Annotated in this window: 21 protein-coding genes; 8 read left to right on the forward strand and 13 right to left on the reverse strand. The window is 50.6% G+C overall.

Translation table 11 applies throughout. The annotated features are described in order from the left end of the window. Positions 1 to 67 precede the first annotated feature (67 nt). Positions 68 to 373: a hypothetical protein gene (locus DDY07_RS09605; RefSeq protein WP_171695721.1), complete on the forward strand. Its 306-nt coding sequence runs from the start codon at positions 68 to 70 to the stop codon at positions 371 to 373. Between the two features lie 9 nt (positions 374 to 382). After that, positions 383 to 619 carry a hypothetical protein gene (locus DDY07_RS09610; protein WP_171695722.1) on the forward strand — a complete coding sequence of 79 codons (237 nt, stop codon included), beginning with the start codon at positions 383 to 385 and terminating at the stop codon, positions 617 to 619. A gap of 316 nt (positions 620 to 935) precedes the next feature. On the opposite strand, the gene DDY07_RS09615 is transcribed toward DDY07_RS09610, so the two are convergent. The 11 genes from DDY07_RS09615 to rpoE all read right to left on the reverse strand — a co-directional run bounded on the left by DDY07_RS09615 (position 936) and on the right by rpoE (position 11,937). Continuing rightward, entirely contained in the window at positions 936 to 2,588 is a 1,653-nt protein-coding gene (locus tag DDY07_RS09615) for an ATP-binding protein (RefSeq protein ID WP_171695723.1), read from the reverse strand. Continuing rightward, complete coding sequence (locus tag DDY07_RS09620; RefSeq protein ID WP_171695724.1) at positions 2,585 to 3,856, reverse strand: HD domain-containing phosphohydrolase; 1,272 nt, start codon at positions 3,854 to 3,856, stop codon at positions 2,585 to 2,587. The genes DDY07_RS09615 and DDY07_RS09620 overlap by 4 nt, the downstream gene beginning before the upstream one ends. Before the next feature lie 359 nt (positions 3,857 to 4,215). Further along, positions 4,216 to 4,743: a hypothetical protein gene (locus DDY07_RS09625; protein WP_240617966.1), complete on the reverse strand. Its 528-nt coding sequence runs from the start codon at positions 4,741 to 4,743 to the stop codon at positions 4,216 to 4,218. 186 nt (positions 4,744 to 4,929) lie between these two features. After that, a complete protein-coding gene (locus tag DDY07_RS09630) occupies positions 4,930 to 5,664 on the reverse strand; it encodes a hypothetical protein (protein ID WP_171695725.1) in 735 nt (244 codons plus the stop codon). After that, positions 5,651 to 6,715 carry a hypothetical protein gene (locus tag DDY07_RS09635; protein WP_171695726.1) on the reverse strand — a complete coding sequence of 355 codons (1,065 nt, stop codon included), beginning with the start codon at positions 6,713 to 6,715 and terminating at the stop codon, positions 5,651 to 5,653. Before DDY07_RS09635 ends, DDY07_RS09630 begins: the two co-directional genes overlap by 14 nt. Continuing rightward, positions 6,708 to 7,964, reverse strand: coding sequence for a hypothetical protein (locus DDY07_RS09640; RefSeq protein ID WP_171695727.1), 1,257 nt, complete (start codon positions 7,962 to 7,964; stop codon positions 6,708 to 6,710). Before DDY07_RS09640 ends, DDY07_RS09635 begins: the two co-directional genes overlap by 8 nt. Before the next feature lie 315 nt (positions 7,965 to 8,279). After that, on the reverse strand, positions 8,280 to 8,417 hold the full coding sequence (locus tag DDY07_RS09645) for a hypothetical protein (protein ID WP_216614733.1): 138 nt from the start codon (positions 8,415 to 8,417) through the stop codon (positions 8,280 to 8,282). A 13-nt stretch (positions 8,418 to 8,430) separates the two neighbouring features. Then, positions 8,431 to 9,837 carry a DegQ family serine endoprotease gene (locus DDY07_RS09650; protein ID WP_171695728.1) on the reverse strand — a complete coding sequence of 469 codons (1,407 nt, stop codon included), beginning with the start codon at positions 9,835 to 9,837 and terminating at the stop codon, positions 8,431 to 8,433. Positions 9,838 to 9,880: 43 nt separating this feature from the next. Beyond that, positions 9,881 to 10,825 carry a MucB/RseB C-terminal domain-containing protein gene (locus DDY07_RS09655; RefSeq protein ID WP_171695729.1) on the reverse strand — a complete coding sequence of 315 codons (945 nt, stop codon included), beginning with the start codon at positions 10,823 to 10,825 and terminating at the stop codon, positions 9,881 to 9,883. A gap of 4 nt (positions 10,826 to 10,829) precedes the next feature. Further along, on the reverse strand, positions 10,830 to 11,336 hold the full coding sequence (locus tag DDY07_RS09660; RefSeq protein WP_171695730.1) for a sigma-E factor negative regulatory protein: 507 nt from the start codon (positions 11,334 to 11,336) through the stop codon (positions 10,830 to 10,832). A 10-nt stretch (positions 11,337 to 11,346) separates the two neighbouring features. After that, positions 11,347 to 11,937 (reverse strand): RNA polymerase sigma factor RpoE, encoded by a 591-nt coding sequence (gene rpoE / locus DDY07_RS09665; RefSeq protein WP_020482182.1) that lies wholly within the window; start codon positions 11,935 to 11,937, stop codon positions 11,347 to 11,349. A 127-nt stretch (positions 11,938 to 12,064) separates the two neighbouring features. On the opposite strand from rpoE, the gene nadB reads away from it, so the two are divergent. The 4 genes from nadB to DDY07_RS09685 all read left to right on the forward strand — a co-directional run bounded on the left by nadB (position 12,065) and on the right by DDY07_RS09685 (position 17,433). Beyond that, entirely contained in the window at positions 12,065 to 13,720 is a 1,656-nt protein-coding gene (gene nadB / locus DDY07_RS09670; RefSeq protein WP_171695731.1) for an L-aspartate oxidase, read from the forward strand. 191 nt (positions 13,721 to 13,911) lie between these two features. Further along, entirely contained in the window at positions 13,912 to 15,633 is a 1,722-nt protein-coding gene (locus DDY07_RS09675) for a lysophospholipid acyltransferase family protein (protein WP_171695732.1), read from the forward strand. A gap of 14 nt (positions 15,634 to 15,647) precedes the next feature. Beyond that, entirely contained in the window at positions 15,648 to 16,664 is a 1,017-nt protein-coding gene (locus DDY07_RS09680; RefSeq protein WP_171695733.1) for a M14 family zinc carboxypeptidase, read from the forward strand. Then, the gene (locus DDY07_RS09685; RefSeq protein WP_171695734.1) at positions 16,657 to 17,433 is read left to right on the forward strand and encodes an alpha/beta fold hydrolase; all 777 of its coding nucleotides are present in this window, start codon (positions 16,657 to 16,659) and stop codon (positions 17,431 to 17,433) included. The genes DDY07_RS09680 and DDY07_RS09685 overlap by 8 nt, the downstream gene beginning before the upstream one ends. Before the next feature lie 9 nt (positions 17,434 to 17,442). Here DDY07_RS09685 and DDY07_RS09690 read toward each other — a convergent pair whose 3' ends face one another. Both DDY07_RS09690 and DDY07_RS09695 read right to left on the reverse strand, forming a co-directional pair. Beyond that, positions 17,443 to 17,760: an H-NS family nucleoid-associated regulatory protein gene (locus DDY07_RS09690; protein ID WP_033156614.1), complete on the reverse strand. Its 318-nt coding sequence runs from the start codon at positions 17,758 to 17,760 to the stop codon at positions 17,443 to 17,445. Positions 17,761 to 17,822: 62 nt separating this feature from the next. Further along, a complete protein-coding gene (locus DDY07_RS09695; protein ID WP_171695735.1) occupies positions 17,823 to 18,518 on the reverse strand; it encodes a DUF2914 domain-containing protein in 696 nt (231 codons plus the stop codon). Between the two features lie 139 nt (positions 18,519 to 18,657). On the opposite strand from DDY07_RS09695, the gene DDY07_RS09700 reads away from it, so the two are divergent. Together DDY07_RS09700 and odhB are read left to right on the forward strand one after the other, a co-directional pair. After that, positions 18,658 to 21,501 (forward strand): 2-oxoglutarate dehydrogenase E1 component, encoded by a 2,844-nt coding sequence (locus DDY07_RS09700; protein WP_171695736.1) that lies wholly within the window; start codon positions 18,658 to 18,660, stop codon positions 21,499 to 21,501. Continuing rightward, positions 21,491 to 22,675, forward strand: coding sequence for a 2-oxoglutarate dehydrogenase complex dihydrolipoyllysine-residue succinyltransferase (odhB, locus tag DDY07_RS09705; RefSeq protein ID WP_171695737.1), 1,185 nt, complete (start codon positions 21,491 to 21,493; stop codon positions 22,673 to 22,675). Before DDY07_RS09700 ends, odhB begins: the two co-directional genes overlap by 11 nt. The last annotated feature ends 45 nt before the right edge of the window (positions 22,676 to 22,720 follow it).

The following is a 22,720-nucleotide window of genomic DNA, read 5'->3' on the forward strand; positions in this document are numbered from 1 at the left end:
GTAGCCTAAACCCTGACTAAATAGAGCAGAGGCTGGTTTTGCCACAAGTTAAAAAGTTGGAGTGAATTTGTTTACCTTACCATCCATCTGGAACCTGATCATTACCACCCTCGTATTCATCTGGGTAGCCAAACGTGCCCAAACTTTGCTGGATAAGCAAGATTTGCCCCGTGGCACGACACGCAGCTTGCTGGTGTTTACCTTGGCCTCGCTGCTATCCTGGGGATCAGGCGAAGCTGTCGACTGGACCGAAGCGAAAATCCGGGGCAAGCCACAAATCGCCTCTCGGTCAACGGAAGAAGAGATTGCTCAGCTGTTAGAGGTTTTCAACCAAATGCAAACGGCAACCCAAACTAAATCATCAAGCTATTAACGAGACATTATGAAAAGACTGCTATTGGGATCAACGCTGGCCTTTTGTGCCCCCACCTATGCTGACAACTATTTATCGTTTAAAGCACCGAATAAAGCCGATGCGGAAACTTGGCTGAATGCCTTTACCGATGCTCAAGATATGACCCGAGACGGTATCGCCGTTCGGCGATTGCACGAAATCGGTCGAGTCGGTCAATTGGTACTGGCAAACACAACTATCGCTCATTATCGATCCAACGAATGATACCGATAGCAAAGCGCTTAGCTTGGTTACCCTCGCCTGGGAAGGCGGCGAATATTATGCGATATGCTCTCGCATGATCAGGGCTTTGCCGTAACGCTGCCCCGAATTTTTCTAGCTTTAGTTAGGACTAGTTGAGACGAAAGCGATAAAGACCTGCCTTCCACGACCTTTAGCACCAAGGTCTGTTATTGCTCTGAAAGCGGCCTTGCTTCTGATCTATCACTTAAATCAGTCTGGTAGCATGGGCACCGCTATTTATCGGGGGAATTGGCAAAAATATTTACGCCCTCATAACGGCAAAATGCTGAAGCGCCTGTCAGCCAGTCCGCGGCAAACATACGCGAAAGCACGTGCCCTTCCCCAGTTCGCTCTTCACCTCTATTCGCCCATTGTGCTTTTTAACGATCCCATAGGATAAAGACAGACCCAGGCCTGTGCCCATGCCAACTGATTTGGTGGTAAAAAACGGATCGAAGATTTTTCCAAGCTGTTCAGGCTTGATGCCCTTGCCGGTGTCCTCCACCTCAACCCAAACATTTTGCTCGTCATACGCGGTGCGAATCGTAATTCGGCCGTGATCCTCAATGGCTTGCACGGCGTTGATCAAAAGGTTCATAAACACTTGGTTGAGCTGGGACGCGATGCAATTTATCTCGGGGATTCCGCCGTATTCCTTGACGACGTCGGCCTTGTACTTGATCTCGTTCCACACCACGTTAAGCGTACTGTCGAGACCAGCCTCAAGATTCGCCGATTGCTGTTCCAGTTCGCCGACGTGAGAGAAATCCTTCAGATCCTTAACGATGCGCCGCACTCGCTGCAGGCCGTCGAGGGATTCCGCCAGAAGATCGCCAATATCTTCGCGTAGATAGCCGATATTGATTTCCTGCTTCAGATGCGTGATATTTTGCAAGGCCTCATTTACCAACGACCCTTCAATCCGTTCGTAAGCCGCCAGCAGTGCCAGCATGCCATCGACATACTCTTGCAAAGTGCTCAAATTGGAGTTGACGAAGCCAATGGGATTATTGATTTCGTGAGCCACACCGGCCGCGAGCTGACCAATCGAAGCCATTTTTTCGGATTGCAGCAGTTGCATCTGGGTTTCTTCAAGCTGCCTGATCAGCTCCTCTTGACGCGCCTTCTCGGCCAGCAATTGCGTATTGGCCATTTGCAGGGATTCAGTGCGCTTTCGCACCTGTTCTTCGAGCTCGTCTCGGGAATCGCGCAATGCTTCCTCGGCCCGTTTGCGTTCGGTAATATCGTTAAAGCCGAAGACGCGGCCGATGATGTGCTCGCCTAGATATTGCGGCCGGGATCTGCATTCGAAAATCCGGCCATCATTGAGGCTCAGAATATCTTCGGTTTCGCTGTTGCCGACTAGCTCCTGTAGGCGCATACGAAATATTTCCGGCTCGGCAACCAGCCCGGCGATGAACTCGAGAATATCCGCTTCCTCCCCCTCCAGCAGCAACTCGTCGGAAATGCCCCACATGCTGCTGAACTGGCGGTTCATGTTGGCGATCTTGCCATGCCAATCGATGACTAGAATGCCATTGCCTGTCGATTCCAACGTCGCGCGCAATTGGGACAATATCTGGGCCAGAGCATCCTCGGCCTTGTGCTCGTTCTGTACATCCCTGGCCTGCACCAGAATCAAAGGGCTTCCTTCGTGATCAATGACTTTGACGGATTTGGTCACCGTCAGCATCGAACCGTCGGCGCATTGGTAAAGTCCGTCCTGGGTCTCGATATCCTGGTATTGGCCGTTACGGACGTCCTCCCAATAAAACACGTCTTGCAATGAACTTTCGATGTTGGTGATCGGCATGGCCAGCAATTCGGCTTCCGAATAGCCCAGCATTTTCTCGACAATCTTGTTGGCAACGATGATCCGCAACTCACCGGGTTCAACCAACAACATCATATACCGGCTGTAATCAAGCATCAGATGTTCGAGGCTGATCATCCGGCTCGCTCCTGCCCAGGCGTATTCGGATCGAAATAGTAATTGACCCGTTTGCGCGGACTGAGATAGTTGTATATCTCCCTCGGGACCTGCGCCGGCCTGATCGCCTTTGCGATATTCGCATCCGCTTCGCACGCCATGTCCACCAGGATCGCTTCATCCCTGGGAATATCCGCATCGTAAATCAGCACCAGCGGTTTCATCGGCTTGGCCGTATTGACGGTGACGACCATGCCGATCACGCCATTGGAAAACTGCACGATCGTGCCGGGCGGATACACACCAAGACAATGGATGAAGACCTGAAGCAACTTCTGATCGAATTTGTTGCGCAACTTGGCGAACATGGTCGACAGCGCCTCGTGGGGCGTCAGCGCATCGTTAATATTCACCGGATTGCATAATTCATCGTAGTGGTTGGCAATGACAACAATCCGGGAAAGTAAACTGATAGCCTCACCCTTTAGTTTATTAGGGTAGCCAGTCCCATCGAACCATTCGTGGTGTTCGCGGATGATGGCCACCACGGCCGGCGCTAATCCCAGCCGCTGGCCAATATCCGCGCCGTACTGGCAATGCATTTCAAACAAATGCCGCTCAGCCTGATTGAGCGGCTCCTTTTTCATCAGAATTTTTGTCGGAATTTCCTTATGGCCAATATCGTGAAACAGCGCGCCTATACCCAGGCTGCCGACCAGTTCTTGGGGCAACTGGATGTCGCGCGCCATCATTAGGGAAAGCATGGTGACATTCAAAGAGTGGTAATACATTTCCTCTGCACCCGCTTTGCCGATCATGACATGTATAGCAAGTTCCGGTGCGCAAAGCAGCGAGTCGACAATTTGGTCCACCAATTGCCCAGCCTTGCGCACGGTTTCCGCCGGCATGGTAAACAGGCTTTTCTCAATGCCGTGTATCGTTTTAGCGGTATCGATAAAGGCATTTTCAATCCGCGCCGCCACCTCTCGCTGCTGCTGGATCCGCTCGACCAGCGCCAGTTTGGCTGCCAACGCCGGCGAAATATCCGGCTTGGCGGCAAGCTGTGGTTGCTCTACCTGCTGTGTTTTTTTAGGCAGCGGATTGACATCGCTGAGGGCCGGATCGTAACGAATCGATTTCAGCCCAAGACCCTGCAGGGTCTTGATCTGCGCCTCGTTTTTAATCTTGAAATGGCTGAACGAGAATGGGTGATCAAACCACTTGAGATCGAGGTGGATATACAACCCGACCCGAAGCTGATCCATGGTGATGTTGAGGTCATCTTGCATAGGGATTGGCAGTTCGATCAACTTTTGTCAGATGGAAAAATGTCGAATTCATACCGTCTCTACCCATACGCCGCCCCAGACCACTCCCGGTTTTGCGATCATCTTCATACGGAAGACGCCGCTTCAGTGAGTTTGACCGGAAGCGTAGGGGAAATAAGGAAAATAAGCAAACCAGGAGTCAAATCCAGTTGGACCCCATGCCAATCAAAAGCTTGGGAACTGAATAGCAAGTCATTCTCCTCATACCCCCTAAGCAATTGAGCCATGTGTTTTCCTTCTTCTGCATCCGGACGATGATCCATTAGAAGATAGCTAAGAGTGCCGGTGCTTGCGTTGGCAATTACCTGAAGGTGTTTAGCTTAGCGAGATCTTTTATCCCGTTCCAGTTCCAAATATTTATGCCGCAAATCGACATAATTGCCGCCTATCCATTGCCAAAATGTCGCCGCCGCTTCCGGATCAGTGCTGATTAACTTCACGGCTATCGCGCCGTTGCTGCTGATGTCGGTAATCTGTGCGTCAATATCAATGCTGGCTTTGGTTTTGACGACGCGCCTGTCGGTATCGACCCGAAAAGTCACCGGTTCGCCCACTTGAAACAGGATATCGCGTTTTAAGCCACCCAAAAACTTCAGGCTATACTCCGAAACCGATTGAAACGGCAACACGAACTCTGCATGCCAACGAAACGGCGGACACTGGATAGGCCCGGCGTTCTTGGGAAAGTGCACGGTATAGCCGTCATCGACTTTGGCTTTAACCACCCCCCGGGTATAAATTTCGTGGCAATTGGTCAGTACCGCATCGCCCGGCTCCAGACCGTATTTTGCAGCGTGTGCAGTCAGGCTGTTGAAAGCCAGGACAAATCCCAAAACGATTGTTTTCATGCTGCTCTCCTGATTATTATTGTTTACTTTCATCCCTAAACTTTCGGCTCGGCCAACCGGATACTGGAGATCAAATTCGTCCCCCAGCTTGGCTGGGTGTACCCTCAGTCTGTATCCGCCACCAAGCGTTGTCAATATGTTGCCTACAATGCACTTGAGCAGCAGGCGGATAACCCAATCCCATCTTTATCGCGGCTGCGGTGTGCTGGGTTGATATGGACCCAGCAGACTACGTACCAAGGTATTGGTTTCGTCTATATCCACAGTGATCATGTGCCCGGTGTTAGTGCCTAGATAGGGCTGCATTGCTGCTGCCATATACGGGAACACCAGACGTAAGTCGTTACTGGAACCGTTACTTTGTACGCTGGTTTTCCATAACTGTTTGCGTTGCTGCTGTTGCAAATAGGCTTCTTTATCACAGGCTTCCAACACCAGATAGCGCCGGAACGTCGTGTAGGATTCGGTGCGTTGCGAATAGCCGCCGTAACCCCAACCAAAACCGGGATAATAGCCATTGTAAAATCGGGACATGCGGTACGGATAGTAATAACCCATGTCGTTCCACAATGGTACTTCGTAGCTATACTGGTGGACTTCGGGCGCACCGACGCCGTAACTTAAGAACATCACCAAATTGCTGTCTTGCAAACTACCGGCCTTGCTGTAGCCGCGATTGGCCAGGACTTTTTCGATATAGGTTTTAAACTCGATAAACTGCAAATCCTGTTCGTTTGCACCGGCATTGCCCGGCAATACTACGAATCGCATATTGCTTTGCGGAGCGCTAACGGCGACTAGCGAATCGATTTCCGTGCGGAATTGCAGCGGACGCGGTGTAGTGCTACAAGCCGCCAATAATGCAGTCATTAACAAAATCAACACCCGATAACTTACACCTATCAATTTATTGCTGCGCATAGTCACTCCCTGTTTCATTCGTTGAACTGTTCTCTTGCCATAAGCTTTGCGTGCGTTGCTGCAAGCGAATATCGGCAAGTACCTTTTTATCGTGCAATTCCGCCTGGTGGGTCAATTGTTCCGAGAGCTGCTGACTTTCCGCAAGCCTTTGCCTGGCCTGCTGGGTTTCCTGGGCCAGCAACTCCGCTTCCAGACGCATCGCCTTTAACTCGTTTTCGTGGCTTAGCTGTTCGGCATACAAACGCTTCTCAAGTTCCAGTTGCTGTCTAAGCTGCTCTTGTTTGTCTTCCAGCAAGCACCGCTGTTTTTCGGCCTCCTGAGCCTGCATCTGCAATTCCAACTCGGATACGCGGCGCAAATGCTCCAGTTGCAGGCGTTTTTCGTGTATTTCTTCTTCCTCCAGCAACCGCTGCTGCCGGGAGAGTTCGCGGGTGCGTTCTTCATTCAACTCAAAAGTCTTTTTCAACACGTTCAGATAAACGCTGTCGCGGCCCAACTGCACATTCGGAAATTCGTTAAAGCTGGCGGTAAGGCTACATAGGGCTTGCGATTGAATGTGCTGCTGCATTAATACTTGGTTAATAGCCAGCGCAATGCGTTTCTCGGTGTCAATTAGACCGGTTTGAATCCAGTTGCCATCAGCCAGCGTTTGCAACTCAAGATTGATCACATCATCGATAATATCGGCATACAACTGCTTGATGTGTTGGTTAATTTTGGGCAGCATTTCGCTGTTTTTCAGCACATAAGCCAGGGTGGCCTGAAAGCGCAAATCCAGCGCCAGATCCACGGTGCAAAAATCGTCGAACATACTTAGCTGCCGCCGGTATTGCCAGCTTTCTATCGTCAGCGGGTGAATATGGTGATAAAAGCGTTTGACGAACTTTTTTGGCCGTAAAAAGAGTTTTTTATACGGCCCGAGTTTTAGCTGCACCACTTGCCGGTCGGCGTCGAAACCAGCGATCCATTGCTCCGCCGCATCGGCAAGCGACTCTTCAAATAAATCGCCGCCGGCCAGCCAGACTTCCAATTCGGTGCCGGCGCTATTCATGGCTAACACTACCGGCTGCGGCAGCGGCTTTTTGTTTAAGCGCGGCGATTTTGTCGGACATTTTTTCCGCAATCAGCGGGTAAAGATTCGGCGCAAACTCCACGGTTCTATCGTCTACTTTACGCAAGAAACCGCGGCTGAGCAGCAAGCCGACCACGAACATCCGCGACCAATCCGAGTAACGGCGGGCTTTTTCCAAGTCGGATTTTTCGATGACCATTTCCAGTTCGTCATTCTCGTTGATCCGAAACTCGGTGAATTGTCGCAGGCATTCAAACACCAGTTCTTCTTCTTGAATCGTCAACGGTCCCGGCGCGGTAAACTCCAAACGGTAAGACAATAACACCGTAAAAAAATCCACCATCGCCGCGCAAGCAAATGCAAACCAGGAAAACCCGCGCCACATCGCAAACGAGGGTTTAACTTCCTCAACAAACTGTTTATAGGTCATCAGCAGGGGCGCGTCGGGTAAAGACAAGCCCATGCTGCTGGCCAGTTGGTTCACGCCGAGTTGAATATCCTGATAATTTTTCAAAAATTGCGAGTAAGTGGCTTCCTTGTCGTTAGTTACATCCAGCTGATTCAGATTACTTTGCAGCAGTCTGATATTGCTGTCCAGGACCTGAAAAGCCTGTTCTTGCTGTTGCAAAGCCTGCTTTTTTTCCTGATAAATCTGATTGTAATGACGCCAGAACGGCCCTTCCCCCACCTGATTTTTGTAGCCGGGTCCAATTTGATTATGCGTTCCAAAATACGCCTGACTGGCATCCTGCGAAGCTTTTTCCAGATCCAGCTTTTGTTGGTGCAGCATCTGGCTTTTAACTTGCAGAATACTGTCCAGATAATTTTTGGTCTGCTGTCTTAACTCGTTCAGCCTATTAATATGCAGCGTTTCCTGCTCGGATATTTCGTAAAACTTGAAATAGGAAAAAGTCACTGAAGCAGCAATCGCCACCGCTAAAGACGCCACCACGGTAAAGTAGCGCATCCTGTTGGCCTTCCAATGAATGCCGGCCATTTCCAGCGAACAAATAACAATGATGGATTGAATGGCGACGGTAATCACCAACGCAATCCAGGGCGTGATGAAATGCGATAAACCGTAATAGGTCGTAAACCCGGACGACAGGCTGAGCATCAGAACAATGGGTATCGTCCAGATACGCAACATGCTGACAAACAGGGTTTGAATGCGGTTAATAAAATAACCGAGTCCGGTAGAACGGATTTTGATGCTGGGATTTGTCATTATTATTTTTTGCTCCAGCAGAATGCGTGATAAAACGGCGTCAGCTCATACTTAAAAGCGCTCGCCAGCGTCATGAACAATGGTCACCACGGCTTTCTCCACGCCCATCAATGCCGTGCTCGCGCCGCCCGAGATGACCGGAGTCTCGACTAGCTCCACCGCCAAATCAAAATCTGACGCTTACGGTTTTTGATCATGTCGGCAACCCTGGACATAGCGCCCAGGACTGCCTGACGATTTGCTGGGCCTTGACAAAAGTGCCCTATTTAGCAAGCGCCCCGCTTGCTCCGCGACTTGAATCATAGCCACACCGATTCAGTCCATAACCGAGACGCCGGGGTTTTGCGATGCCAACTTTGCCAGCACAGTCGCGGAGTTTTCCAACACGACTTTATGTAATTTCACTACCGGCGTATTGCCGATCAATTGCATTACATCGCTGGCAACAGGCATTGAGTTACCCCTATTATTTCTCGATTTTAAACGCTAAAAACACCGGGCTGCCATTACGTTGTACCAAAAGTGCTATCGATTTTTCAACCGGTAATTTCGCGACGATAGAGTTAAACTCGGCGGCATCGCGCACCACATTATTTTGAATGCGCAAAATAATATCTCCTGGCTGAATGCCGGCGTCCATTGCTATGCCTTTGTTAACTTTTTGTACTATTACGCCGTTTTTCTCAACCTGCGATTGCTGGCGTTGCTCGGTGGTTAAATCGGCAACAGCCAATCCCAGCCTATTTACAGCGACTTCAGGCGCAGCGGCGGGCGCGTTTGCCAAAGAGGACGGTTGCGCAGGCAACAAGCCAATTTTCACGCTAAGATCCTGCTTATCACCCTGGCGAATAATTTTAACCTTGGCTTTTTCGTCAATAGGCGTCATACCCACTCTAGGCGGCAATTCACCGGACGTTTCGATGACTTGGCCGTTGAACTCGACAATGATGTCGCCGATTTGAATCCCGGCTTTTTCGGCCGGTCCGCCGGGTATCACTTTTGAGACCAAGGCGCCGTGCGGCCTATCCATACCGAAGGATTCCGCCAACTGCCGGGTCACATCCTGAATTTGTACACCCAACCAGCCACGCGATACTTTACCCTTGCTTTTGATTTGGTCGACCACGTTCATCGCCACATCGATAGGTATGGCAAACGATAAGCCCATATAGCCACCGGAACGGCTGTAGATTTGCGAGTTAATTCCGACCACCTTGCCTTGCATATTGAATAAGGGGCCACCTGAATTGCCTGGATTGATGGCAACGTCGGTTTGAATGAAAGGCACATAGTTACCGTCCGGCAGGCTCCGTCCCTTGGCGCTGACAATACCGGCGGTAACCGATTGATCGAAACCGAACGGGGTACCAATCGCCAACACCCACTCACCTACTTGCAATTGCTCCGGCGAACCGACTTCCACTACCGGCAGGTCCTTAGCTTCTACTTTTAATAGGGCCACGTCGGTGCTTTCGTCGGAGCCGATCAGCTTGGCAATCAACTCCCGGCGATCTTTCAATTTAACGACAATCTCGGAGGCGTTGTTCACCACATGGTGGTTAGTCAAGACGTATCCGTCCTTGGAAATCACAAACCCTGAGCCCAAGGAGTTGGTTTCTCGTGGTGAATTACCTCCACGCCCAGGGCCCTGGAAAAACCGCCGAAAAAACTCTTCCATTTCCGGCGGCATATCCTCAGGCATTTGCTGTTGATCGACGCCCGCTTGCGGATCCGCAGCCTTTTGGGTTGTGCTGATGTTGACCACAGCATCCCCATTGGTTTTGACCATCTCAGTAAAATCGGGCAATTGTGCATAGCTAGCATCAATCGCCGTTAAAAATATCAAAACTCCATAAAACAGCTTATTAAGCATGTAATCTCCACTCATACATTTGATTTGTTACAAAAAGGACACGCTAACGTAGCGCTATGCCGTCAGCAATTAGCTCGACTGTTTTGGCGGGTACTTCACCCAGTACGGTGAATTGGGTATCGCCAATCACCTTACTGAACGAATTGACAGAACCCAGGCTATGCAAACCATTCATACCTTGCGATTCTTTGGCTTCCAGATACACCGACACGGTAGAAAAACCGTCGCTAATCAATAGATGATCTACGGCTTTCTGAGATTGCTGGATGGAATTGCGAATAAAAAATACCGGCTCAAACCCAGACGGCCAATTCTTCAGTACGAATGTAGCGTTTTCAAACGGTTCAGCTTGAGCGGTGTGGATATGTTTGACATGAAAGCTGTTGTCGTCGACATTGCCGGTGTGGGGCTCGGCTAAGGAATCGGTCATTAAATCGGTGAAAACTACTTGCTCCAGGATACTGCCGTCCAAATTGTAAACCTCGACTTTCAGCGGCAAAAAATGTTGGGTATCCACCCAGATTTTTCTCGGGTAGCGCAGCGCATCGGTAGGCTCGACACTGACGATTTGCGTCGGCAACATCGCAATGGATTCGTGACCCGACAAAACTAATTGATAATTTTTTTCCAGGTTAGCGGTGTTCTGCGGCAAATTGACGATAAACGAGCTATCCAACGGATGATGATTCACCACTTTTTGACTGGTTTCCTTGAACGTGCAAGTTACTTCGTTGGATTTACGTGTCACTTCCCGCATCGGCGAATTCAAAGACGCCAAGCGCTCCTGTTCGACGCCGTTTTCAACACTATGCTGATATTTCATCGTATCGAGCTGACCGTTTTTCATGAAGATCACGGTACCCCGGTAGTTGAGGGTTTTCATCGCCCGGTTCATATTATCCAGCCATTGTCGGGCCGTAACTTGATCCTTATCGGCAAAAGCGCTTTGACAAACAACGCACAGCAAAAAAGCTTTTAAAACTCTCACGCGCTTATTCCTGCCGATAGCCCACCACCCGTGCGTAGGGTTGTCCCGCTTGCACGCTATTGACATACATCGCGTTGTCATGAGCTTCCAGATAATCCTTGAATCGAGCATGCATTTCCTCTGCTGATACGTCTTTACCCTGAGCCACCATATCGACCGAACCGAGCGGGTTATGCATTTGTTTATCCACTTTACTGCTGACCCACACCACGGCCAACGCCACCGACGCAGCAATCGCCAACGCCGCTTTTTGCCAATTTACCGCCGACTTTTTTTGGGGTAAAAAGTAGGTAGGTTCCTGCCTAATCTGTTCGTGAATCTTGTCCAAAAAATCGCTGGTAACGTGAGAATATTCGCCAGTCTTCATGACTTGACTGGCAATTTGATAGCGGCGCAACTTGTCTTTCAGCAAGCCGTCGTTCTGCAAAGTCTGCAATAGCGACAGCGCCTGTTGGCTATCCAGTTCGTCGTCTATCAGTTGAGAAAGTTTTTCGTTAAGTTGTTCTTGCATCGATACACCTTTAGTCGAGCAATGGGTTTAATTTTTGGTCTATGGCTTCGCGAGCCCTAAAAATCCGCGAGCGTACCGTCCCGATGGGGCAATCCATTGCTTCCGCAATTTCTTCGTAACTCATCCCTTCAAACTCCCTGAGCGTAATTGCAATCCGCATCTCTTCTGGTAACCTCTCGATAGCTGATTTAATGACCGCCACAATTTGTTCGTTCATCAACAAATTTTCCGGCGTTTCTATATCTTTCAGTTGTGGCGCATTTTCTACTTGTTCGGCATCTTGAACATCGATTTCGTAATCAAAATGACGGCGCGAACGCGACAACAAATAGTTTTTGGCGGTGTTAATCGCTATACGATACAACCAAGTGTAAAAGGCGCTGTCACCGCGAAAATCTCCCAAAGCCCGGTAAGCCTTGATAAAGCTATCCTGCGCCACATCTTGAGCTTCGCTCGGATCCTTGACGTACCGGTTCACCAAGTGGACGATCTTGTGCTGGTATTTGATCACCAAAAGATCGAAGGCGGATTTATCGCCTTGCTGCACGCGGCGCACCAGCTCTTGATCCAGATCTTCGGTATTCGTTTCTTGTTCGTTCACTGCGCTATTTTGGTATTGAAGTGGACAGAATTAAACCTCATTAGTTCTGGCAACACAAAAAAAATTACCGCAGGATTAAAACCAGATATTATTCGAAAACGCTAAAACTATTCATCCGGCCGCAAAGTTGACCACACTGACAGCAAACCAACCCAACAATACCGCTGATTCCCATTACGACATCCTTATCGCCGGCAGTGGCGGTGCCGGGCTGAGTCTTGCGTTGCATCTTGCCGACACCTATAAGGTGGCAGTGCTCGCCAAATTTGCATTGACCGAATGCAGCACTTATTACGCCCAAGGCGGTATCTCTGCGGTATTTGACGAAGAATACGATTCGATAGAATCGCATATCGAAGACACCTTGATCGCCGGCGCCGGCTTATGCGATCCGGAGATAGTCAGACTCACCGTCGCGCAGGGCCGGCAAAGCATCGAATGGCTACGTCAACAAGGTGTGAATTTTACCGAAGAGCGTAACGCCGACGGCGCCAAACAATTGCATTTAAACCGTGAAGGCGGGCATTCACATCGGCGAATCGTACATACCGACGACGCCACCGGCAAAGCCGTCTCGCTGTCGTTGATCGAGCGCGCGCAGGCGCACCCGAATATCACCCTCCTGGAATACCACAATGTCGTCGAACTGATCACCGCCACCAAGTTGGGGGCAAACGAACAACGCATATGCGGCGCCTATGTATTGGACAGCAAATCCGGCAGCATCAAATCGATAGCCGCGAAAGTAGTCGTGCTGGCGACCGGCGGCGCTAACAAGGTTTATCTGTATTCAACCAATCCACACATTTCCAGCGGCGACGGCATTGCGTTGGCCTGGCGGGCCGGCTGCCGGATCAGCAATATGGAATTCATGCAATTTCATCCGACCTGCCTGTACCACCCCACTGCGCGTTCGTTTTTAATCAGTGAAGCAGTACGCGGCGAAGGCGCACATTTGATCCTGCCCGACGGCGAACGTTTCATGCGCCGTTACGACGAGCGCATGGAACTGGCGCCGCGCGACATCGTCGCCCGCGCCATCGACAGCGAAATCAAGAAACACGGTATCGAATGCGTGTATTTGGACATCAGCCACAAATCGCGGGAGTTCATTCAAAAGCACTTTCCCACCATTTATATGCAATGTCTGGAACTGGATATAGACATCAGCCAGCAACCGATCCCCGTGGTTCCGGCTGCGCATTACACCTGCGGCGGTGTATTGACCGATGCCAACGCGCGCACCGACATCCCCGGCCTTTACGCCATAGGTGAAGTCGCCTGCACCGGTTTGCACGGCGCCAACCGCATGGCCAGTAACTCCTTGCTGGAATGCTTGGTGTTTGCCGAACAAGCCAACCAAGACATCCGGCGCCTATTTGCTGATTTGCCGGAACCGTTGCCGCTGCCGGATTGGGACGAATCCAAAGTCGGGGACTCGGACGAGGAAGTGGTAATCGCGCACAATTGGGACGAATTGCGCCGTTTCATGTGGGATTACGTCGGCATCGTTCGCACCAATAAACGCCTGGAACGCGCCATGAACCGCCTGGTGTTGCTGAAAGATGAAATCGCCGAATACTACGGCCAATTCCGCATCACCAGCGACCTCCTGGAACTACGCAATCTAGTGATCGTCGCCGAGCTGATTATCCGTTGCGCGCAACAGCGCAAGGAAAGCCGGGGTTTGCATTACACCAAGGACTATCCGGATCTGGACAACAGCCAGCCGCCACAAAACACCGTGCTGACGCCGGAAAAACCCGCTCAGAAAGCTCACTGATTGTCGCCATCGAACCCACCATCCCCTCCCCTCTAGACCGGGAGAGGGGTGTTTGGTGACTGCCAAGAGTACTTCATCACGCATAATCCACCATTGCCTGCCATTCTTCTTCAACCTGCGGACTGACATATTTCTGACATATTCGCTCACTAGAATCCCCCGCCATACTCCTTTTTCCAGGACACTGAGCGATGATCGATGCTGAACGCATTCTGCAAGAAACCTATCCCGACTTTAAATTTGGCAAAGACAATAAGCTGGTCGTACAAGCTTTAAAAAAACTGATCCACGAAGACGATTTCAACGACGTTATCCGTAAAAACCAACATCTACGCGGCTTCGCCTTTCTCGACAAACTACTGAATTATTTCAAGTTCAATTATCAAGTCAGCAACGATTGTTACAACAATATCCCCTCCGAAGGTCGCTTGCTGATCGTCGCCAATCACCCGATCGGCACATTGGATGGCTTAGCCCTGGTGAAATTGATTCGATCAGTACGACCCGACGTGCGTATCGTCGCCAACCGGGTTTTATCGCACATGGAACCCTTGCAATCGATCTTCTTACCGGTCGATGTGTTATCCGACAAGAAAAAACTGAAAGACGTTTATAAAGTCATGCTGGATGCACTGGAGCATGAAGAAGCGATCATTTTCTTTCCGGCCGGCGAAGTGTCGCGCATCACCCCTAAAGGCATTCGCGACGGTGCCTGGCAATCCGGTTTTATCAAGCTGGCCCGCAGGGCGCAATGTCCAATCTTGCCGATCTTTATCAAAGCCAAGAACTCCGCCTTGTTCTATAGCGCCTCGACGCTATACAAACCATTGGGCACAATGTTGTTGGTCAAAGAAATGTTCAACAAGAAGGGCCAGGAAATTAAATTCATGGTCGGCGCGCCGGTACCTTACCAAGTCATCGCCGACAGCGAGGAAAGCAACAAACAGCTCAGTCAGCGCTTTCGGAAGCACGTGCAAAACCTGGGCAGGAAAAACAAACCGGCGCTATTCGAGACCGTCGCCACCGTAGTGCATCCTTCCGACACCAAAGCGGTGAAGAAGGCCTTGTACCAATCGCGTCTGCTTGGCGAAACTCGCGACGGCAAGAAGATCTTTTTATACCAGTTTCAAGACGATTGCCCGGTGATGCGGGAGATCGCCCGCTTGCGCGAGCTGACCTTCAGAACCGTCGAGGAAGGCACGGGCCTGGCATTGGATTTGGACAAATTCGACATCTACTACAGCCACATTGTGCTGTGGGACGACAACGATCTGGAAATCGTCGGCGCGTATCGAGTCGGCGAAGGCTCGGCGATTATGGCCAGCCACGGCGTGGACGGCTTTTATACGCAAACGCTGTTCGATTTGCGCAGCGAATTTGAAACTTATCTGCCCTACAGCATTGAATTGGGCCGCAGCTTTGTCCAGCCGCGTTATTGGGGACAGCACAGCCTGGATTACCTTTGGTACGGCATCGGCGCGTATTTGCGCGAACGCCCGGACATCAAATACCTATTTGGCCCGGTCAGTATCAGCAACGCCTATCCGCAGGCCGCCAAAGAGCTGATTATCGGTTTTTACCAACAGCAATTTGCCTCCGATTTACAGCACACCAAGGCCAGAACACCGTTCGTGATTTCGCAACAAGGCAAGGCATTTGCTGCCACCGAATTCAGCGCCGACTATTCCACCAGCTTTAAAATATTGAATAGCGAGCTGAAAAAACTGGGCGTCAAAGTCCCTACGCTTTATAAACAATACGTGGAATTATGCGTCGATAAAGGCTGCCATTTCATCGCCTTCAATATCGACCCGGACTTTAACAATTGTATCGACGGCCTGATCATGGTGGAGGTCGATAAAATCGCACCCAAAAAAAGACAGCGCTACATCGAAAAATCACTGGCCGGGTAGATTGGCGCGAATTCATGGAAAATCGTTCATTCCCGGAGCTGGATCAGCTGGAAGCACTGATCCGGCAATTCGGCGACCGCGCCCATTGCGAGATCATCGAGCAAATAAGCTACAAAGACACGCAATTTCCCATCCATTGCCTCAGCCTGGGTTCAAACAGCCCGGACGTCCCAGTATTGGCTTTTTTCGGCGGCGTACATGGTCTGGAGAAAATCGGCTCGGAAGTCATATTGGCCTACTTGCAAACCATCCTGCAATTATTGGATTGGGATCAAGAATTTAACGCTCGTTTGCAGCATTCGCGACTGGTATTTGTGCCCATCGTCAACCCGGTAGGCGTCTACCGAGGCACGCGCTGCAACGGCCATGGCGTGGATTTGATGCGCAATTCACCCATCGAAAGTAGCGGTAATACCCGGCTATACAGCGGTCAGCGTTTCAGCGCCAAACTGCCCTGGTATCGCGGCGATGAATCGAAAATGGAAAAGGAAGCCCAAGCCCTATGCCGGGTGGTGCATAAACATCTGTTCAATGCACCGTTATCGATTGCTATCGATCTGCATTCGGGGTTTGGGATACACGATAGGTTATGGTTTCCCTATGCGTCCTGCCAGACGCCGTTTCCAGGCATCGCCGAAGCATACGGCTTAAAACAACTGTTTGATCGCTGCTACCCGCATCATTTTTATAAAATAGAGCCCATGAGCCAGGAATACGTCATCAGCGGCGATTTATGGGATTATCTATATGACGACTTTATCGACCGGCACGGTAGACAGCGCGTGTTTCTGCCGTTGACGCTGGAGATGGGCTCTTGGCTGTGGCTGCGTAAAAGCCCGACACATTTGTTTCAACGTCACGGCTTGTTTCACCCCTTGTTGCCGCATCGCCAACAGCGCATCATGCGTCGGCATCTGACCTTATTCGATTTCCTGTATCGCAGCCTGCTCTATCCGCAAAAATGGGCGACATTGACCAGCCAACAGCAAGAACATAATCGGCAACAAGCGATGGATTTCTGGTATGCCTGAAGCAGCAGCCGGGCAACATTGGTTGTTACTGCGTGGTCTATGCCGAGAGGCTGCACATTGGGGAAATTTTCCGGATATGTTGCAACAGGCTTTTCCGCGATCAACCGTCAGTACTATCGATTTGCCGGGCACCGGCCGATATTACCAAGAACCTAGCCCGGACAGTATCGAAGCGATAACGGCACAAGTCCGCGGCCAGGCTTTAGACTATGGTTTGTTGGCAAAGCCGGTAACGTTACTCGCACTATCACTCGGCGGCATGGTAGCCTGGGAGTGGTTACAGCGCTATCCGCACGACATCGCCGCTGCCGCTCTGGTCAACACCAGCTTTGCAGGCTTAAGCCCGTTTTATCGGCGCATGCGTTGGCAGAGCTATCCGCAGTTTTTTCAGTTATTACTGGAAAGGGATTTGTATCTCAGAGAACTGGCAATCCTTCAGCTGGTTAGTAACCGGCAAAATCTCTACGCGGAAACGGCCAAGGCCTGGACCGCCATACAGCAAGTTCGGCCTATCAGCCTTGCTAATGGAATCAGACAGCTAAAAGCAGCGGCACGCTATCGGCCTAGTCAGAAAAAACCCGAGACGCCGTTGCTGATATTGAACGGCCGGGGCGACCGATTAGTCGCACCGGCTTGTTCCGACGCCATTCATAACAAATGGCAAATCGACATCTTCAAGCACCCGTGGGCGGGCCATGATCTATGTTTGGACGATGGAGCCTGGGTAGCAAACCGTTTAAAAGACTGGATAAACCAGACTACGGTTTGAATCCGAAGATTATTTAATTTCGAACTCGGCTTTATTGCGACCGGAGGCCAGTAGTTCCTGCATCCATTTCGGTGCCAATCCACGGCCAGACCAAGTTAAGGACGCATCGTTAGGACTACGGTATCTAGCCGCAACTTTGCCGGTTTTTCTTTCGGATTTTTTTTCGCCGTCTTGAATATCGACCGTTACACCGATAGAAGCCGCTAATTCCTTAATTTGCGCAATAACTTCCTTACGTTTACTGGATTGTCTTTCTTTTAATGCTTTTTCGGCATTATCAATAACAGCCTGTAATTCGGCTTCGGATAGTTTATTAAAGTCAGTCATATTTTCCTCGTTAATCAAAAAACGCAAGCAATTCTATCACCCGGCGTTTATAAATAAAACTATTATTCAGGGTTAACTGAAAAATTGACCTCGGAATATACCTTACCTTTCTTATCCGTCAACTGTACTTGCCATTCGCCTTTATCTTTGGCAGACAAGATTTTACTAGACCATACCTTGGTTATTTTATCTTTCATATCCAATTGTTTTTGATGCACGATTTGACCGTTACGCGACCATCGATGAAACAAAGATCTACCCTTCATGTTTTTTATCTCACTAAAATAAAAAACTTCCCGGGATTGGTTAGGAATAACTCTCAGCGGCGACTTAATCGGTTCGCCGGGCTCATCATCCTTCGGTTCGGTATTTAAAGAGGCCCTGATAACCTTGCGGTCCAATATAATCGCCGCCGGCTTTTTAACACTGTCTATTTTTTTAACACTTTCTGAGTTAGCTGATGCCTGCTGTACTATCGCCGGCACTGGCTTTTCCAATAGCGCAGGCTCCTGCCGTTCAACCATTTCAACATCCGGTGTATTTAATTTTTGAACTTTTTCCGTGGTATCGATCTGAGTATCGATATCTTCATCGCCGCCACCAAACCATGAAAATAATACTATTAGCATCAAAACTAACACCAGAACCGCAACCAGTATCCTGCGAATATGCCAAACCGTTACCGTTTGCGGCTCCGCGTTTATGCTTGGGTGTTTCCTATCATAATTAATTTTGATAACTACTTTATTATCAGCCATGTTTTTTCCCGATATTGAATCAACCATATGAAACTGGAATGACTTGATGCACTAGCCCGTTACAACACATTGTCCTTGGTAATATAACATTTTAGTTCTAACATAATCGGCTGAACTTGCCGAAAACCTGGATGTTTGCATGAGTAGCCTGCTTAAACAATTTGAAGAGTCCTCCTCATTGTACGGAGGCAACGCCCATTTCATCGAGTACTTGTACGAACAGTACTTGAGCAATCCGGAATCCATCAGCCCGAGCTGGCGACAGCGCTTCGACCACATTCGCAGTGGCGCCACCGAAGACACGCCGCACAGCGTGATTGTGGAACGCTTCGAAAAATTGGCGATTGCAGAACCAGGCAGACTGGCCAGAATGCAGGGTTTTACCGAGCAAAGCGTCAAGAAGCAATCGGCGGTAGCCCGTTTGATCAATCATTACCGGGTCAAAGGCCATCAGATAGCCTCTAACAACCCGCTTGGCCAATCGCAAAGCATCCCCGCAGACTTGGAACCCATATATTATGGTCTAACGGATGCGGACATGAGCACCCTGTTCGATACCGGCGGCCTGTGCGGCGTGGACCGTTTGCCCTTGAAAGCCATTATTCAAACGCTTAACGAGATTTACTGCGGCAGCATCGGCAGCGAATACATGCACATCGTCGATGACGAGAAGAAGCGTTGGATCAAGGATAAACTGGAAGGCGCAAAACCGGATTTCAGCAGCCACCCGGAAAAGCGCCAATGGCTTTTAAAGTTGTTGATTGCGGCCGAAGGCCTGGAGCGCTTCCTGCACCGCAAATATGTCGGCCAAAAACGCTTTTCGCTGGAAGGCGGCGAGTCTTTGATTCCGATACTGGACGAATTAATCCAGCGCGCCGGCGAACACAAAGGCAAGGAAATCGTCATCGGCATGGCCCATCGCGGCCGATTGAACGTACTCATTAATATTCTGGGCAAAAGCCCGGCGGTATTGTTCGGCGAATTCGAGGGCACTCACACGTCCTCGCCCGGCGTATTGACCGGCGACGTCAAATACCACCAAGGCTTTTCGTCCAATATCGCCACACCGGGTGGCCCGATTCATTTGACGTTGGCCTTCAACCCCTCGCATTTGGAAATCATCAATCCAGTGGTGGAAGGTTCAGTAAAAGCCCGCCAAGATCGCCATGGCCCGGATGGTTTTGACGCGATCCTGCCGATATTAATTCACGGCGACGCCGCGTTTGCCGGCCAAGGTATTGTGATGGAAACCTTGAACATGTCGGAAACCCGCGCCTTCTCCACCGGCGGCACCGTGCATATTGTCATCAACAACCAAATCGGTTTTACCACCAGCAACCCGTTCGACGCGCGTTCCACCCTGTATTGCACCGACGTTGCGAATATGATTCAGGCGCCAGTATTTCACGTCAACGGCGACGATCCGGAAGCGGTAATTTTCATCACGCAATTGGCACTGGATTACCGCAACACCTTTCATAAAGATGTGGTGATCGACTTGATTTGCTACCGCCGCCACGGTCACAACGAGGCCGACGAACCGGCGGCTACCCAACCGATGATGTACAAATCCATCCGCGATCACCAAACGCCGCCACAAATCTATGCACAAAAATTAATTGCGGAAGGTGTCGTCACCGAAGACATGGTGCAGAAAATGGAGCAGGATTACCAACAACTGCTCAACGAAGGTCAACCGGTGTCGCGGCCGATTATTGAAAACAATGTTTACTCATACTCAGCGCGCTGGGTACCGTATCAAAACAAACATTGGGACACGCCCGCCAAGACCTCGATAAGCTTGGAGCATCTCCAATTCTGCAACCAACGCTTGCAAAGCTTGCCGGATGGTTTTGAGCTACACCCCAGAGTCGCCAAAGTCATGGATGACCGCAATAAAATGGCGGCCGGCGAAATCCCGATGGACTGGGGTTTCGCGGAAAATTTGGCTTATGCGTCGCTGCTACTGGAAAAATATGACATGCGATTGACCGGCCAGGACATCGGCCGCGGTACTTTCTCGCATCGCCATGCTATTTTGCTGAATCAGGCCAACGGTGAAAACTACATCCCGCTGAAACATTTGAGCGAAAATCAGGGCCGCGCCCAAATCTTTAACTCGCTGCTCTCGGAAGCCGGCGTCTTGGGTTTCGAATACGGCTACAGCTCCACCGAACCCAATAAATTGGTGATCTGGGAAGCGCAATTCGGTGATTTCGCCAACGGCGCGCAAGTGGTCATCGACCAATTCATTTCCTCCGGTGAAACCAAATGGGGCAAACTCAGCGGCTTGGTGATGCTGCTGCCGCACGGTTTTGAAGGCCAAGGCCCGGAACATTCCTCGGCTCGCCTGGAGCGCTATTTACAGTTGTGTGCCGACCACAATATCCAAGTCTGCGTACCCACCACCCCGGCGCAAATTTTTCATTTGCTGCGCCGGCAAATGTTACGCCAATATCGTAAGCCGCTGATCGTCATGAGCCCGAAAAGCCTGCTACGACACAAGCTGGCGGTATCGACACTCAGCGATTTAACCGACGGCGAATTTTTGAACGTGATAGGCGAACAAGACGATATCGATCCCTACCATGTCACACGCATAGTCTTATGCGCCGGCAAAGTTTATTTCGATTTGTTGGAAGCCCGCCGCCTGGATCAGGAGCAACTGCGCCATGTCGCGATTATTCGTATCGAGCAGCTCTACCCGTTTCCGAACGAACAATTCAAACGTGAAATCGACAAATACCCCAATGTCGAACATATTGTCTGGTGTCAGGAAGAGCCGAAAAACCAAGGCGCCTGGTACCAAAGCAAGCATCATTTTTTCGATTTGCTAGACAAGAATATCCCGATCAGTTATGCCGGCCGGGTCGCGTCGGCTTCTCCGGCGGTCGGCAATTACAAAACCCATCTCAATGAACAACGCGCCGTGGTAAACGCCGCGCTCTATGGCAGCAACGAAGGAAATACACATGAGCTTTGAAATACTGGTCCCCAGCCTTCCCGAATCCGTATCCGATGCCACCTTAGTCGCATGGCACAAACAGGCGGGCGAATGGGTAAACGAAGGCGACAATCTGGCTGATCTCGAAACCGACAAAGTCATCCTGGAAGTACCGGCCCCCAAATCCGGAACTCTGCTGGAACTGGTGGTGCAAGACGGCGAAACCGTGGTCGGCGGCCAACTACTCGCCAAACTCGACGCCCAGCAAGCCAAACCGGCTCAGGTAACCGAAAAAGCCGAAGACGCCGTCCTCAGCCCTTCCGTTCGCAAACTGGTCGCTGAAAAGGATCTCGATCCGCAAGCGATCGCCGGCTCCGGCAAACACGGCAGGATTCTGAAAACCGATGTCTTGGATTTCTTGAACACGCAAGCGAAAGATGCACCAACCGCTCCTACTCCCGCGCCGGCAGCGGAAACCCACTCGCCGTTGTCCGCCACAGCTGTCGCCAGCCTGAGGCCGGAACAGCGGGTGCCGATGACCCGCTTGCGCGCCAAAGTAGCCGAACGCTTGCTGCAAGCTCAGCAAAACGCGGCGATGCTAACTACCTTTAACGAAGTCAATCTCAGTGCCGTCATCGATCTGCGCAATCACTACAAAGATCGTTTCGAAACCAAACACAGCATCAAGCTGGGCTTCATGTCGTTCTTCGTCAAAGCATCGATTGAAGGCTTAAAACGCTTCCCGGCGATTAACGCTTCCATTGACGGTAGCGACATCATTTACCACGGCTACTACGACATCGGCATCGCCGTGACTACACCGCGCGGCCTAATCGTGCCGATTTTGCGCGACGCCGACCAACTGGATTTCGCCGGCATCGAAAAAGGCATACACGATTTCGGCAATAAAGCCCGCAACGGCTCGATCAGCGTCGAAGACCTGAGCGGCGGCACCTTTACCATCACCAACGGCGGCATCTTCGGTTCCATGTTGTCCACGCCTATCCTAAATCCGCCGCAATGCGCAATTTTGGGTATGCATGCGATTAAAGATCGGCCGGTGGTGGAGAACGGCGAAATCGTGATTCGGCCTATCATGTATCTGGCCTTGTCCTACGACCATCGCTTGATAGATGGCAAGGAAGCGGTGCAATTTTTGGGCACCATCAAAGAATGTCTGGAAGCGCCGGCGCATTTATTACTAAATATCTAACTTCCTGATGCATCACTCCCGCGCAAGCGGGAGTCCAACTTCCAG

The sequence above is a fragment of the Methylomonas sp. ZR1 genome (genome assembly GCF_013141865.1).
Classification (GTDB): domain Bacteria; phylum Pseudomonadota; class Gammaproteobacteria; order Methylococcales; family Methylomonadaceae; genus Methylomonas.

Bases quoted from the DNA above. Each gene is read 5' to 3' on its own strand.
- DDY07_RS09610 (WP_171695722.1), top strand. From the start codon at position 383: ATGAAAAGACTGCTATTGGGATCAACGCTGGCCTTTTGTGCCCCCACC.
- DDY07_RS09615 (WP_171695723.1), bottom strand. From the start codon at position 2,588: ATGATCAGCCTCGAACATCTGATGCTTGATTACAGCCGGTATATGATG.
- DDY07_RS09620 (WP_171695724.1), bottom strand. From the start codon at position 3,856: ATGCAAGATGACCTCAACATCACCATGGATCAGCTTCGGGTCGGGTTG.
- DDY07_RS09625 (WP_240617966.1), bottom strand. From the start codon at position 4,743: ATGAAAACAATCGTTTTGGGATTTGTCCTGGCTTTCAACAGCCTGACT.
- DDY07_RS09630 (WP_171695725.1), bottom strand. From the start codon at position 5,664: ATGCGCAGCAATAAATTGATAGGTGTAAGTTATCGGGTGTTGATTTTG.
- DDY07_RS09635 (WP_171695726.1), bottom strand. From the start codon at position 6,715: ATGAATAGCGCCGGCACCGAATTGGAAGTCTGGCTGGCCGGCGGCGAT.
- DDY07_RS09640 (WP_171695727.1), bottom strand. From the start codon at position 7,964: ATGACAAATCCCAGCATCAAAATCCGTTCTACCGGACTCGGTTATTTT.
- DDY07_RS09645 (WP_216614733.1), bottom strand. From the start codon at position 8,417: ATGCCTGTTGCCAGCGATGTAATGCAATTGATCGGCAATACGCCGGTA.
- DDY07_RS09650 (WP_171695728.1), bottom strand. From the start codon at position 9,837: ATGCTTAATAAGCTGTTTTATGGAGTTTTGATATTTTTAACGGCGATT.
- DDY07_RS09660 (WP_171695730.1), bottom strand. From the start codon at position 11,336: ATGCAAGAACAACTTAACGAAAAACTTTCTCAACTGATAGACGACGAA.
- DDY07_RS09675 (WP_171695732.1), top strand. From the start codon at position 13,912: ATGATCGATGCTGAACGCATTCTGCAAGAAACCTATCCCGACTTTAAA.
- DDY07_RS09680 (WP_171695733.1), top strand. From the start codon at position 15,648: ATGGAAAATCGTTCATTCCCGGAGCTGGATCAGCTGGAAGCACTGATC.
- DDY07_RS09685 (WP_171695734.1), top strand. From the start codon at position 16,657: ATGCCTGAAGCAGCAGCCGGGCAACATTGGTTGTTACTGCGTGGTCTA.
- DDY07_RS09690 (WP_033156614.1), bottom strand. From the start codon at position 17,760: ATGACTGACTTTAATAAACTATCCGAAGCCGAATTACAGGCTGTTATT.
- DDY07_RS09695 (WP_171695735.1), bottom strand. From the start codon at position 18,518: ATGGCTGATAATAAAGTAGTTATCAAAATTAATTATGATAGGAAACAC.
- DDY07_RS09700 (WP_171695736.1), top strand. From the start codon at position 18,658: ATGAGTAGCCTGCTTAAACAATTTGAAGAGTCCTCCTCATTGTACGGA.
- odhB (WP_171695737.1), top strand. From the start codon at position 21,491: ATGAGCTTTGAAATACTGGTCCCCAGCCTTCCCGAATCCGTATCCGAT.